Annotated in this window: 13 protein-coding genes; 9 read left to right on the top strand and 4 right to left on the bottom strand. The window is 66.4% G+C overall.

Annotated features, from left to right (window positions below):
• Positions 1–121: 121 nt before the first annotated feature.
• The 3 genes from AB1L88_RS24060 to AB1L88_RS24050 all read right to left on the bottom strand — a co-directional run bounded on the left by AB1L88_RS24060 (position 122) and on the right by AB1L88_RS24050 (position 1,671).
• Positions 122–460: a hypothetical protein gene (locus tag AB1L88_RS24060; RefSeq protein ID WP_367099249.1), complete on the bottom strand. Its 339-nt coding sequence runs from the start codon at positions 458–460 to the stop codon at positions 122–124.
• A gap of 163 nt (positions 461–623) precedes the next feature.
• Positions 624–1,244, bottom strand: coding sequence for a sigma-70 family RNA polymerase sigma factor (locus AB1L88_RS24055; protein WP_367099248.1), 621 nt, complete (start codon positions 1,242–1,244; stop codon positions 624–626).
• Positions 1,245–1,305: 61 nt separating this feature from the next.
• Positions 1,306–1,671, bottom strand: coding sequence for a hypothetical protein (locus tag AB1L88_RS24050; protein WP_367099247.1), 366 nt, complete (start codon positions 1,669–1,671; stop codon positions 1,306–1,308).
• 480 nt (positions 1,672–2,151) lie between these two features.
• Here AB1L88_RS24050 and AB1L88_RS24045 point away from each other — a divergent pair, with 480 nt between their 5' ends.
• The 5 genes from AB1L88_RS24045 (at position 2,152) to AB1L88_RS24025 (ending at position 7,455) form a co-directional block, all read left to right on the top strand.
• Positions 2,152–3,384, top strand: coding sequence for an A/G-specific adenine glycosylase (locus tag AB1L88_RS24045; RefSeq protein ID WP_367099246.1), 1,233 nt, complete (start codon positions 2,152–2,154; stop codon positions 3,382–3,384).
• Positions 3,385–3,501: 117 nt separating this feature from the next.
• Complete coding sequence (locus AB1L88_RS24040; RefSeq protein WP_367099245.1) at positions 3,502–4,161, top strand: ECF-type sigma factor; 660 nt, start codon at positions 3,502–3,504, stop codon at positions 4,159–4,161.
• A 65-nt stretch (positions 4,162–4,226) separates the two neighbouring features.
• A complete protein-coding gene (locus AB1L88_RS24035) occupies positions 4,227–5,954 on the top strand; it encodes a serine/threonine-protein kinase (protein WP_367099244.1) in 1,728 nt (575 codons plus the stop codon).
• A 179-nt stretch (positions 5,955–6,133) separates the two neighbouring features.
• Complete coding sequence (locus tag AB1L88_RS24030) at positions 6,134–6,916, top strand: ThuA domain-containing protein (RefSeq protein ID WP_367099243.1); 783 nt, start codon at positions 6,134–6,136, stop codon at positions 6,914–6,916.
• A 149-nt stretch (positions 6,917–7,065) separates the two neighbouring features.
• Positions 7,066–7,455, top strand: coding sequence for a hypothetical protein (locus AB1L88_RS24025; RefSeq protein ID WP_367099242.1), 390 nt, complete (start codon positions 7,066–7,068; stop codon positions 7,453–7,455).
• A 15-nt stretch (positions 7,456–7,470) separates the two neighbouring features.
• On the opposite strand, the gene AB1L88_RS24020 is transcribed toward AB1L88_RS24025, so the two are convergent.
• The gene (locus AB1L88_RS24020; protein ID WP_367099241.1) at positions 7,471–8,604 is read right to left on the bottom strand and encodes an aminotransferase class I/II-fold pyridoxal phosphate-dependent enzyme; all 1,134 of its coding nucleotides are present in this window, start codon (positions 8,602–8,604) and stop codon (positions 7,471–7,473) included.
• A 239-nt stretch (positions 8,605–8,843) separates the two neighbouring features.
• Between AB1L88_RS24020 and AB1L88_RS24015 the strand changes: the two genes are divergently transcribed.
• The 4 genes from AB1L88_RS24015 (at position 8,844) to AB1L88_RS24000 (ending at position 12,419) form a co-directional block, all read left to right on the top strand.
• Positions 8,844–9,554 (top strand): HAD-IA family hydrolase, encoded by a 711-nt coding sequence (locus tag AB1L88_RS24015; protein ID WP_367099240.1) that lies wholly within the window; start codon positions 8,844–8,846, stop codon positions 9,552–9,554.
• 99 nt (positions 9,555–9,653) lie between these two features.
• Positions 9,654–10,559 (top strand): hypothetical protein, encoded by a 906-nt coding sequence (locus tag AB1L88_RS24010; RefSeq protein WP_367099239.1) that lies wholly within the window; start codon positions 9,654–9,656, stop codon positions 10,557–10,559.
• A gap of 5 nt (positions 10,560–10,564) precedes the next feature.
• Positions 10,565–11,830 (top strand): VCBS repeat-containing protein, encoded by a 1,266-nt coding sequence (locus AB1L88_RS24005; protein WP_367099238.1) that lies wholly within the window; start codon positions 10,565–10,567, stop codon positions 11,828–11,830.
• Between the two features lie 163 nt (positions 11,831–11,993).
• A complete protein-coding gene (locus AB1L88_RS24000) occupies positions 11,994–12,419 on the top strand; it encodes a hypothetical protein (protein WP_367099237.1) in 426 nt (141 codons plus the stop codon).
• Positions 12,420–12,548: the final 129 nt, after the last annotated feature.

Genomic DNA, 12,548 nt, shown 5'->3' with positions numbered 1-12,548 from the left:
TACTCGCACATTCTCATTGACTCAACCAACGATCAGCCCCCGCACCGCCCGGTCTCGGGGCGGTGCGGGGGCCTATGGGGTCCGGCTCGGGATCGGGCACGGCCGGGAGACCGGCCGGTCGTCAGAGGGCTTCGGTCAATGCCTCCTGGATGGCTGCGTCGCCGCCGAAACCGGGTTCCGGGTCGATGGCGAGGGCGGCTTCGGCGACGAGGACCTGCGGGATCTCGATCTCGGCCTCAATCTCGGCCCCCGGGAGGGCAGGCGACTCGGGTTTCGGAGGGGTCACCCGTCGTTCGGGGCGTCGAATCTCGAAGTTCCTCGCGGCGTCGTCGAAGGCGAGATTGGTGCGGCTCGGCACCCCCGCGGCGGCCTGAATGTCGTAAACGCGAAGTCGAATCACGTCTCCGGAGCGGTGAATGATCTCGACCCACTGACCCTCTTTGCGCTTCAAGACCAACATGGTTTTGTCCTTTGTTTCTTTCGCGATGCACGAAACCAAGTCTGCGAATCCAGGTACGTCTGTCGTTCGTTCGAGCGTGCTTTTGAACAACCGAAATCATGCACGGACAGCGATCCAGGCCGTCGGGAGTGGCGGCCGATCCGAGGAAATGAGCCTGCGATCCTCAGGCGACGATCGCCCGGCGGGGTCGTCCGCGGCGTCGGGGGGCGGGGGGGAGCGGGCGGATTCCCGGGGTCCACGTGCCACCGAGCATGGCCAGGGCCTCGAGGTGGATGTAGGTGATCCGGGACGGGGAGAACCCGAGCCTCTGGGCGACCTCGGCGTGGGTCTTCTCCTCCAGATAGATCAAGCGGCAGGTCTCGGCGTGCTGGCGGGGCAGCTTCTTCAGCCAGGTCTCGACCGCCTCGACGGCTTCAAGGTCGGCTCCGATCGCCGGCCCCTGCCCCGGGTACTCGGAGATCATCGAATAGCCGCTCTCGGCGCCGTCGGCCAGCTGGCATTCGTTCCGGCTGCGGAGGATGCGGTCGCGGCGAACGTCGCGCAACCCCCCCGAGATCCGCTGGCGGGCGAAGGTCGAGAACTTCACCTCGCGGTTCGGCTCGAAGGCTCGGGCCGCCTCGACCAAGGCCAGGCAGGCCGCCGACTCGAACTCCTCCCAGATGTCCGGGAATTGTTCCTTGAACGGCTTGGCCAGCGATCGGGCCATCGGCAGGTATTTCACGGCCAACCGCTGCTGATCTTCCGTCAGCGGCGGGCGCTGCTTGCGGGACTTTTCCTGGTACACGGCGTCTCTCCGTCAGGTGTTCGTGCCAAGGTGAGGTCTCAAGACGAGCGACATGTTGCGATTAATTTAATTCGATGGATTCATCGTTCGGCAGCGCCTTGCCCAGCAAGATCCTCGCTTCGATGCGATTGGATCTCAGGTGCGCCAGCAATGCCGAACGCTTCATCCGAAGCCGTTCCAGGTGCGCCATCCCCAGGGCCGGATTGCTCCCCGGTTCCGACACGTACGCCCAGGCCTGCCGGATCTTCGTCCGGACTGTCTCCAGCTCCGCCAGGAGCCGTTCATTCTCGTGGACCAGGCGGACCAGCCGCCGGAAGTCCGTCACGGGAGCGCGATCGGATCGCACCTCGACATCGAGGCCAATCACGTGCTCCGCGTCGCCGGCAGTCGCATTGCCGGCGAGCGATTCGAATAGCGAGGATACCATCGTGGAATGTTCCGGTGAGAACGTGTTGCCAGCTTCGGCAAACTCCCTCGGGTCATGGCAGCTCACTCGTGCGCTCGTCATCGAGTCCGCTTTGGCTGCCCGCCCGAACACTCACCTCCCTGCACCCCAAGTATGCACCCGTAATTTGGGCCGTCAAGGGAAAGTTTGCCGAATGTCCGCTTTTTATTGCCGGAATCTGGTCGAAATTCCAACTCTCGTCTTTTTTTAGCTCTTCCCACGATGACTTATCACGTCCTGTACCTGAGATTTACGACATGAATCGCCCGGCGTCTCCGGAAAACTCCCGCCGATCGGAAAATTCTGCCATCTCCGCATCTGGACCTGTTCGTTCCCTGCCTTGCTCACGCGAGACACGTCCGACTTCGCTCGACTCAGGCCGCCGGACGCGCGGCCCCAGGGCCACTCGACGTCGGGTGAGGACCGGCTGACGTCTCGTCCTGAATACAAGGAATCGTCTTCATGCGCCGATCAAAGCGACTGCAACGGCCCGAGCCCGGGCCCCAGCCCCAGCCGGGCAGCCCGGCCGACCCGTCGCCCGACCTCGACCCCTCCTGGCTCGCGACCGTCCGCCGCGCCCTGCTCGACTGGTACGACCGCGAGGGCCGGGCCGAGCTCCCCTGGAGGCGCGACCGCGATCCCTACAAGGTCCTCGTCTCCGAGGTCATGCTCGTTCAAACCACCGTCGCCGCCGCCGGCCCCTTCTTCGAGCGGTTCCTCGCCCGATTCCCGACCCCCGAGGCGCTCGCCTCGGCCGACGAGGCCGACGTCCTGAAGGCCTGGGAAGGGCTGGGATACTACCGAAGGGCCCGATTGCTCCACCAGGCGGCCCGGGCGATCGTCGAACGGCACGACGGCCGGGTCCCCGGCGACCCCGACGCGCTGCGGAGCCTGCCCGGAGTCGGACGCTACATCGCCGGGGCGGTCGCCTCGATCGCCTTCGACCTGCCCGAGCCGATCCTCGAGGCGAACAGCCAGCGCGTCCTCGCCCGGTGGCTCCGGTGGGCCGAAGACGTCCGCTCCCCGGCCTCCCAGGCCCGGCTCTGGCAGGCCGCGACCCGGGTCGTCTCGCCGGAAGACCCCGGGAGGTTGAATCAGGCCATCATGGACCTGGGAGCGACCGTCTGCACCGCTCGATCGCCCCGATGCCTGGCCTGCCCGGTCGCCGAGGACTGCCTCGCCCGCCGCGACGGGCTGCAGGATGACTTGCCGAAGCGGTCGGCGCCGATCCCCCCGCTCGAGGTGTCCGAGTCGTGTCTCCTGGCGGTGGATGACCGACGGCGCTTCCTGGTCGTCAGGCGCGGCGTCGGCCGGCTCTGGGAAGGCTTCTGGGAGTTCCCGACAATCCATCTGTCGGGGGTCGATCCCGCCGGCCGGGGCTCCGGCGAGGGGCTTGCCGATCCGCTCGACCACCGCTTCCGGGCCCTGACCGGCGTCTCGCTGGCGATTGGGCCGCCGGTCCATACCCTCCGCTATGCCGTGACCAAGCACCGCGTGACCCTCTCGGCGATCGCCGCGACCCCGATCGGCGGCGCCCCGACACCCGGGCCGGGCCTCTCGGCCGTCGCCTGGCGCCCGATGGCCGAGCTCGATGCCCTGCCCCGCACGGGGGCGACGCGCCGGCTGTCGCTCTGGGCCTCCTCGCATCCCGAGGCACTCGCCGGGCCTGCGACCGACCACCCCTCCTCCGCCTGACGGAAAAAAATCGTCCTGGACCCGTCCGCGTTCTCGGACGAGAATACGTGGATCACACCCGTTCGCAACCGCCGCGCGGATCGCTTGCCGATCGGACCGAACCCAGAGGCGAGGCTCATGACTTCTCCCCCCCCCGGCGACGACCACGGGTCGGTCTCCCGGTGGATCGGCCAGCTGAAGGCCGGCGACCCCGAGGCCGCGCAACCCCTCTGGGAACGCTACTTCGACCGCCTGGTCCGCCTGGCCCGGCAGAAACTCGCCTCCAGCCGACGACGAGGGGCCGACGAGGACGAGGAGGACGCCGCCCTCAGCGCCTTCGACAGCTTCTGCGCCGGAGCCGCCCGGGGCCGCTTCCCCCTGCTCGGCGACCGAGACGACCTCTGGAGGCTCCTGGTCGTCATCACCGCGCGCAAGGCCGGCGCCCAGGCCCAGCGCCGTCGGGCCCAGAAACGCGGGGGAGATCACCTTCGGATCGACACCGTCCAGGGCCCCGAGGCCGACGACGACCGCATGCTCCTCGACCAGATCGCCGGCACCGAGCCGTCTCCCGAGTTCGCGGTCATGGTCGCCGAATCGTATGAACGCCTGCTCGAACAGCTCGGCGACGACGACCTGCGTCGCGTCGCCATCTGGCGGCTGGAGGGCCTGACCAACGACGAGATCGCCGACCGACTCGGCTGCGCCCGCCGGACCGTCGCCCGTCGGCTCGACCTGATCCGCAAGATCTGGGAGGCGCACCGATCGGCGGCCCCGGACGACGAAGATGACCCCGAGTAATCGCCGCATGTGACGATTTGCCGCAGCTCCGGCAGGGATGCCTCGCTCGAAGATCTTGGGGACCGATGATGATGAGCAACGCGGAAACCCAGCTCCATCCTGAACCCACCCTCTCGATCGATCGCGCCCGGTTCGTCAACGACGCCTGCGACCGCTTCGAGGCGGACTGGCGGTCCGGACGTCGCCCCTCGATCGAGTCGTTCCTGGCGGCGACCCGGGGCATCGAGCGCCGGGTCTTGCTCCACGAGCTGATCGCCCTGGAGCTGGAGCTGCGCCGCGAATCCGGCGAGGAGCCGGCCGAGGCGGAATACCTGGCCCGGTTCCCGGACGACGCCCCCCTCGTCGACGAGATCTTCTGCGCGACCAGGCCCAGGACGATCGCCGGCTATGAGCTGCTCGGCGAACTCGGCCGCGGGGGCATGGGAGTCATCTACCGGGCCCGGCAGGAGGGGCTGAACCGGCTGGTGGCCTTGAAGGTGATGAGGGTCGGTCGACTGGCGACCGACGAGGAGGCCCGCCGGTTCCGGATCGAGGCCGAGGCGGTGGCCGGCCTGCGGCACGCGAACATCGTGCGGATCTTCGACGTCGGCTGCTCGCAGGGCGAACACTTCTTCAGCATGGAGCTGATCGAGGGCGGCACGCTTTCTCGGGTCGTCCCCGCCCTGCGCGAGAAGCCTCGGGTCGTGGCCGATCTGTTGCTTCAGATCGCCAGGGCCGTCGACCACGCCCACCAACTCGGGTTCGTCCACCGCGACCTGAAGCCGGCCAATATTCTCCTCGATGGCGACGCCGAAACTCCGATCGAACACCGAACCCCCTTCGTCACCGATTTCGGGCTGGTCAAGTGCATCGGCCCCGGGTCGGACCAGGGGATCACCCGTCCCGAGGCGATCGTCGGCACCCTGGAATACATGGCCCCCGAACAGGCCCGGGCCGGGTCCATCGACGCCCGGACCGACGTCTACGGCCTGGGGGCGGTCCTCTACGCCATGCTCACCGGCCGCCCTCCCCACAAGGCCGGCTCGCCGATGGAAACGCTTGTTCAAATCGGCGAACGTGAACCCGATCCTCCCCGGCGGCTCAATCCCGGAGTCCCCCGGGCACTGGAGGCGATCTGTCTCCGCTGCCTCGAAATCGATCCCCAGCGGCGTTATCCCTCGGCCGAGGCGGTGGCCGACGACCTGGAACGCTTCCTCCGCAACGACCCGATCTCGGCCAGCCGGATCGGCCCGCTCGGCCGGCTCCGACGCTGGGCCCGCCGCGAGCCGGAACTGGCCTTCCGCCTGGTCGCCATCGGCTGCATCACCCTGCTCACCCAGGCCAATTACCTGGCCCATGAGCCGGCCGACCGCCACCACACGCTGCACCTGCAAATCACCGGCCTGGAACTGCTCTGGATGGCCTCGGCCATCGTCATTCAAATGATCGCCCGTCGATCCGACCGGCCCGAGCGCCTCTGGCCCGCATGGATCGTCGTCGACGTCCTGGCGCTCACGGCCGCGCTCCGCCTGCTCGATGCCGCCGACAGCGGCCTGGTGATCGGCTATCCGATGCTGGTCGTCGCCTCGGGCCTCTGGTCCCGCCATTGGCTCGTCTGGCTCGCGGCGGGCCTGGGCTCTCTCAGCTATGCGTTGATCTGGCTCGAGAGCCTGTTCGCCAAGGGTCCGCAACCGAACACCTATCTCAACATCGTGGTGGCGTCGGTGCTGGTGACGGCATTGATCGTCTCGCATCAGGTCCGCCGCCTCTGGTCCCTGAGCCGATTCTACGAACGTCGGCCCGATCTTCGTTGAGCCCTCGCGTCGGCCTTCATGGCCAGGACCTTCGCATCCCCGTCGCATCGCGGCCGATCAAGCGATAGGCTGGGGGGCGACGATCGCGTTCGGGCAAAGGGCCTTCGGCCGGGGGTCGGCCGACACGCGTTTCCCAGACCACCGAACGCTCGATCGATCGAAACCGGAGTTGCTCAACCATGACTCGACGCTTCGCCCTCTCCTGCCTCGGTCTGCTCGCCCTCGCCGGGTCCAGCCCCGCCCTTGCCCTCGCCCAGGACGACGAGATCTCGTGCCTGATCATCACGGGCGACCACCGCGGCCACGCCTGGCAGGAAACCACCCCCATCATCAAGGGATTCCTCGAAGAAGGCGGCCGGATCAAGGTCGACGTGACCACCACCCCGGCCAGCGACCTGACCGAGGAAAACCTCTCCAGGTATGACGTCCTGCTCCTCAATTACCGCCAGACCGACGGCGCCACCGCCGAGACCGAATGGTCCGACGAGAACAAGGCCGCCCTGGTCGACGTCGTCAAGAACGGCACCGGCCTGGTCGTCTATCACTTCGCCTCCAGCGCCTTCGCCGATCCCAACTGGGAGGAATATGAGCGCATGATCGCCGGCGGCTGGCGCACCCAGGGCTTCCACGGCCCCAAGCACGAGTTCACCGTCAAGAAGACCGACGTCGACCACCCGATCACGCGAGGCCTCGCCGCATCGTTCGATCACACGATCGACGAACTGTATCAGAACTCGCTCATGGTCGACGGCAACGTCGTCCTCGCCACCGCCTATTCCGACCCCGACCTGCCGCGTGGGACGGGCAAGGATGAGCCGGTCGTCTGGGTGAACACCTTCGGCGAAGGCCGTGTCTACAACAACGTGCTCGGCCACGACCCCGAAGCCATCTCGAACCCGAACTACCAGGAATGGATGCGACGCGGCGTCGAGTGGGCCGCGACCGGCGAGGTCCAGGACTGACCCACGACCCCACCTTATCGAATCAGAATCAATTGAAGACTTGATTCGGCCAGATGGCCACCCGTGCGGTCTTACCCTCGGCTCGGGTGGCCTGCCGAACGGACCTTCGACCCATCGGATCGCGACCTCTCGGGAGGACACACACGGCGATGAGCGATGCTCCTCCCCCTCCTCCCAAGGGTCAGCGCGACTACAGCCAGGCTCGCCTGACCCGGCACGCGGTCGGACGCTTCATCGAGCGATTCCACGTCCCCGAACCGGAGGCCGAAGGCTCGCTCCGGAACGCCCTCGCCCGCACCCGGCGACTCGGCCGCAACCCCGAGAACGGCGCGGTGGCCGTCCTCGCGCTCCACCGGGGCCGGATGCTCGTGGCCATCCTGCAGGACTCGGCCTGCCTGACCGTCCTCACCTGGCCCCTCTTCGAGCCTCGCCTGGCCGAGTTCGGGCGGGTCCGATTGCCCCGCAAACGCGGCCGGATGCTCCGACGGTTGCAGGAAGGTCGTCCAGACGCCGCAGACGACCCCCTCATCGATGACTGAACCTGTCCGGACCGCTCAGGCGGTCGCCCCCCCGGGTGCTTCGGCCAGCGATCGCAAGACCTCAAGCCCTCGCTCCAGGACGGCATCATCGACCGCATAGGAAATGCGGACGTGTGAATCGGTCTTGCTGAAGACGTTCCCCGGAATGACAAGCAGATTCCGCCGGATGGCTTCCTCGACGAACACGGTTGCCGACGGCCAACCCTCCGGCACCTTCGGGAACGCATAGAAGGCCCCCGTCGGCCTCGCCAGCTCGTACCGTCCCGAGAGTGCCTCAATCACCCGGTCCCGCTTGCGACGGTAGGCGTCGATCTGACCTGTCAGGTCGAGTTTCGATGCCCCCACCACCGCGTGCTGCAACGGGGTCGGGGCGCAGACGAACGAGAACTGTTGCAGCTTGGCCATTTCCTGCATCAGTCGGCCTGGCCCGTGCGCGAACCCGAGCCGCCATCCGGTCATCCCATACGTCTTGCTGAAGCCGTCGACCACCAGCACATCCTCATTCCATTCTGCGGGCGAATGGAACGATTCGTCATAGCAGAAGGCCTTGTACACCTCGTCGCTGATGAGCAAGACCCCCCGATCCTTGCACAGCTCGGCCAGCGCCTCCAGATCGGCCGGCGGCACGACCACGCCGCTCGGGTTCCCGGGGCTATTGACGATGATCGCCTTCGTCTTCGCCGTGATGGCCGCCTCGACGCGATCAATCGGCACGCCGAAGCTCGGATACGTCTCGACCAGCACCGTCGTACCGCCCGCCAGGGCAACGAGATTTGGATACATAACAAAGTAGGGATCGAAGACGATCACCTCGTCCCCCGGATTCACGGCGCAGCAGATGGCCAGCAAGAGTCCCCCCGCCGTCCCAGAGGTCACCATGACCTGGCGGTCGGCATGCCCATACGTCTCATCAACCCTCTGTTGCAGCTCGCCCCGCAACCCGGGATCACCCATGGTCACGGTGTAGGCGTTGCGTCCTCCCCGGATCGCCTCGCAGGCAGCGTCCTTGATGACCTCCGGCACGTCGAAGTCCGGCAGACCGATCGACAGGTTGATCGGGCCGGTCATCTGCCTGGCCATCTCGAAGGCCTTGCGAATGCCCGATGCCTCGATCCTCGTCATCCGGTCCGCGATCCAGCCGTCGTTCACGATTCCGATCCTCCCCCTTAGGCCCCGGCCCCCGGATCATCGAGCCTCGATGCCATCCCGAGCCGCTTTGCCTGATAGTATGACCTGGCCCCGGTCAATCGCGGGCCCTCGCTCTCCACCGACTCTATCGGACACCGCCCCGTCGTGCGAGTTCACCGGCATCGGCAATCGCCTGGTCGTTCGATACAATGGTGATTTCCGCGAACACTCGCCAACACGCATTCCAGCCGGACACCTCCATGAGCTCCCCGCAGTCGCCCCGAGCCCTGCTGCTCGACTTCGACGGCACGATGGCCGACACGCTCCCGTTGATCTTCGACGCCTTCCGCCACGCCCTCTCCCCCTGGATCGATCCCCTCCCGACCGACGACCAAGTCGAGGCCAGCTTCGGCCCCGCCGAGCGGGCCTGCCTGGGCCTCTTCGCCCCTGAAGCACGCCTCGACGAGGCCCTCGATCGCTTCTTCTTCCATTATGAACAGGAACACGAGCGTATGGTCCGCCTCTTCGACGGCATCCCCGCCGTCATCGACCGGGCCCGCGGCCTCGGCTGGAAGGTCGGCGTCTTCACCGGCAAGGGTCGTCGGGCCGCCCAGTTCTCGATGACCGCGCTCGGACTGGTCGACCGGATCGACTGCCTGGTCTCCGGAGACGACGTCGAACGCCCGAAACCCGACCCCGACGGGCTTTTCCGGGCCGCCCGCTTGCTCGATGTCGAACCTCGGCGGATCCTCATGGTCGGCGACAGCCCCGCCGACGTTCGGGCCGGCCGGGCCGCGGGCGCCCTGACCTGCGCCGTCACCTGGGCGGCCTTCCGGCCCGATCGCCTGCTGGCCGAGGCGCCCCACTACTCCTGCTCCCGCGTCGCCGACTTCCTCGCGCTGCTCGACACCCTGCACCAGGACGGCCAGGACGCTCCCACCGCTCCGGCTCGAACCATGAACGGACAATGACGAAGGGATCCGTGAACGATTCCACCGTCAGCACGTTGACCCGGGACGCGACTCCTGAGGCGAGTTCCGGCCCCCCTCCATCCTCCCGAGGCTCCTGACATGCCCGTGCTCGACCGCGAGGAATACATCGAGCAGGCCTATTTCTTCCGAGCCTTCCGGGAGCGGGTGCTCGACGGCATCCCGTCTCAGGACGTCCTCTCTCGGATCGGCGAGGAATTGCTCTCGACCACTCGGCTCCCCCTGGCCGTCGGCTTCATGTACTCCGAGGTGAAGGTCAGCGGCCTGATGGGGCCGGCCATGAAGCAGCTGGCCCACTACTTCTCGCCGTTCCAGACGTATGTCATCAGCAAGGCGGAAGAAGAAGCGTACAACCGCTTCCCCATGGACCAGGCCCTCCTCGTCCTCGAACGCGAAGCCAACTACCGCGCCTCCGAGCCCACCCCAGCTGGATTGTTCGTCTATCAGTTCGAGGCCATCAGCCGCAATCGCCTCGGCTATTCCGGCGGCCTCGACGCCATGGCCGCCGACCCGTTTTACGACGAATCCTGGAGTGATTATATCCTTCTCTTGAACGCTCGCCTGGGTGATGTTGATTTTGCCGACCTGATCTACTCGCGATCCGAGTTCCTCGTCGCCCAGATGCGTCGCCGCGACCCCGGCTTCACCCCCAAGTTTCCCATCCTCTTCGGCGAGAAGGAGGGCAAGATCGCCCGGGCGAACCACGGCCGCGATCCCCTCTACCTCTTCTCCGCCCTTCAGCGCCAGCTGAACTACCCCGAGGTCCCCCGGCCGAAACGGGTGGACGAGGCCGAGACACGCCTCAACCTGTTGGAGCAGCAGGTCAAGTTGCTCGAAAACCGGCTCAAGCTCGTTGAGGTCGATCTCAAGGGCGAGATCGACGTGAATCAATTGCGAGTGCGTCCCGAGGACACCGCCGGGATCCCCGACCACTGGGGCCTCAAGGCCTCCGACCTGGACGATTCCCCCTCCGACCTGGAAGGCTAACCCCGATGCGACCCCTCACCCTGCTCGCGCTCCTGCTCGTGCTCCCGCCTCGCTGCTGCTTCGCGGACGAGCCCCGCTTGCCGCCCCCGCTCCCCCTTCCCGCATTCGATCGCATCGTGATCGATGATGCGTTCCCGGGGGGCTATCAGGTCGAAGTCGCCGACGTGAACGGCGACGCACGGCCGGACGTCATCGCCGTTGGCGGCGGCACCTGCGCCTGGTACGAGAACCCATCGTGGAAGAAACGCATCATCACGGGTCCCGATCGGACCCCCGGCATCATTTCCTCGGCCACCACCGACCTGAACGGCGATGGCCGCGCCGAGGTCGCCATCGCCTATGACTTCGCCATGCGTGAGCCCCGTCGAGGTAAGCTCGGGCTTGCCGTACCAGGCGGCTCTTCCGACGACGAATGGTCATTCCGGACGATCGTCGATGTACCGAGCATTCATCGCCTTCGATGGGCTGACACCCTCGGCAATGGCCACACCGACCTGATCGTGGCCCCCATCTTCGGCCCCAGGTCCACACCTCCCGCCTTCCAGGAAGACTCGGCCCAGCTCGTCGTCTTCCCCTCGGTTTCGATCGAGGCCGACCGCCCAGAGGCCATCCCCCTCGCCCTCGCTCCCGTCACGCACGCCATCGCCGTCGTCCGCCTTCCGGATGATGACCGCGACTCCATCCTGTCGGCCAGCAATCTCGGCGTCTCACTCCATCGTCGTCTCGACACCCGTCATCCCAGTGCGCCAGACACATCGCGGAACCTCACACTCACGCCAGGCGCGGACAGTCCTCCCCCCGCGCGAGGTGCCAGCGAGGTCCACCTCGGACGGTTCGGGCCGAAGCATGCCCTGCTCGCGACCATCGAGCCCTGGCACGGATCCACCGTGGCCGTTGCGACCATTCCCCTCGACGCGTTGACGCCGGGAGCCATTGAACCCGACCGGATCGGCCCCCGGACGATCCTGGACGAGACCCTCGACGACGGTCACGCCCTTTGGCTTGCCGACGTCAACAACGACGGGATTGACGAGGTCTTCGCAGGCCACCGCGGGGCAGATCACCGCGTCTCGGCCTACCACTTCGATGGCGAGGCCTGGAATCGAACCATCCTCGACGCCGCGATCGCCGCGCAGGACCTACGCGGCGGCGACCTCAATCGCGATGGGCTCCCCGATGTTGTCGCCATCGGTGGGACGACCCAGAATCTGATCTGGTACCGCCCGCGACCGACCGACCCCGACGCCCTACCCCTGCAACCGAGTCGTTGAAACCAATCCCACACGTTGCAATGCAATCACGCCACGACTATATTCGGGAATGGCTCATGGATGCCTCATGTCGATCATCATTTTCGATGCTGAAGAATGACGTTGAGCACCAGGGGCCTCATAGACCCTCCGTAATCCTCGTAGATTTTGAGGACCCTGAACGATGTTGCGAAGCCGCTCAATCGTCCCCCTCTTCTGCCTGACCTGTGCAGCCGCGTTTGTCACCGCGACGAGCCATGCTCAGGAAAACGACCCTAAACCGTCCGCACCTGTTGCAACACCTCCACCAGGTGCGATCGACGATCAGCCGACCCCGGTCGCTCCGAAGACCTATCCGCCTTATCGCCGCGTCCCGAGCAACTTCGGGAAGGTCGGCCTTTCGAACCAGCAAAAACAAGACATCTACATCATCCGAGGGCGTTACCAGTCGGAAATCGCCGAGCTAAAAGCCCGGATCGAAGAGCTGTCACGCAAGGAGATGGACGAGTGCGTCAGCGTCTTGACTGAAGCCCAGCGCAAACTACTCGACCAGATCCGAGCCGCGAGCCGCCCTGCTCTCCTGGGAAGCGGTGGCAGCGACGACAATTGATCAAGTCCAGGATGACAATTGATCAAGTCCAGCCATTATCCCGGACGGACGCCTCACAGGCGTCTCGCTCCGGGATGCGACTTCCTCTGGTCTGCGAAACTCGGACACCAGTCGCCCGAGAATCATGTT

This window comes from Tautonia sp. JC769 (assembly GCF_040717455.1).
Lineage (GTDB): Bacteria > Planctomycetota > Planctomycetia > Isosphaerales > Isosphaeraceae > Tautonia.
Note: the sequence above shows the minus strand (reverse complement) of the source record. Positions and strands in the feature narration are given on the sequence as shown.

Coding starts and splice junctions, on each gene's coding strand:
- AB1L88_RS24000 (WP_367099237.1), top strand. CDS start 11,994: ATGTTGCGAAGCCGCTCAATCGTCCCCCTCTTCTGCCTGACCTGTGCA.
- AB1L88_RS24010 (WP_367099239.1), top strand. CDS start 9,654: ATGCCCGTGCTCGACCGCGAGGAATACATCGAGCAGGCCTATTTCTTC.
- AB1L88_RS24060 (WP_367099249.1), bottom strand. CDS start 460: ATGTTGGTCTTGAAGCGCAAAGAGGGTCAGTGGGTCGAGATCATTCAC.
- AB1L88_RS24025 (WP_367099242.1), top strand. CDS start 7,066: ATGAGCGATGCTCCTCCCCCTCCTCCCAAGGGTCAGCGCGACTACAGC.
- AB1L88_RS24045 (WP_367099246.1), top strand. CDS start 2,152: ATGCGCCGATCAAAGCGACTGCAACGGCCCGAGCCCGGGCCCCAGCCC.
- AB1L88_RS24040 (WP_367099245.1), top strand. CDS start 3,502: ATGACTTCTCCCCCCCCCGGCGACGACCACGGGTCGGTCTCCCGGTGG.
- AB1L88_RS24005 (WP_367099238.1), top strand. CDS start 10,565: ATGCGACCCCTCACCCTGCTCGCGCTCCTGCTCGTGCTCCCGCCTCGC.
- AB1L88_RS24030 (WP_367099243.1), top strand. CDS start 6,134: ATGACTCGACGCTTCGCCCTCTCCTGCCTCGGTCTGCTCGCCCTCGCC.
- AB1L88_RS24035 (WP_367099244.1), top strand. CDS start 4,227: ATGATGATGAGCAACGCGGAAACCCAGCTCCATCCTGAACCCACCCTC.
- AB1L88_RS24050 (WP_367099247.1), bottom strand. CDS start 1,671: ATGGTATCCTCGCTATTCGAATCGCTCGCCGGCAATGCGACTGCCGGC.
- AB1L88_RS24015 (WP_367099240.1), top strand. CDS start 8,844: ATGAGCTCCCCGCAGTCGCCCCGAGCCCTGCTGCTCGACTTCGACGGC.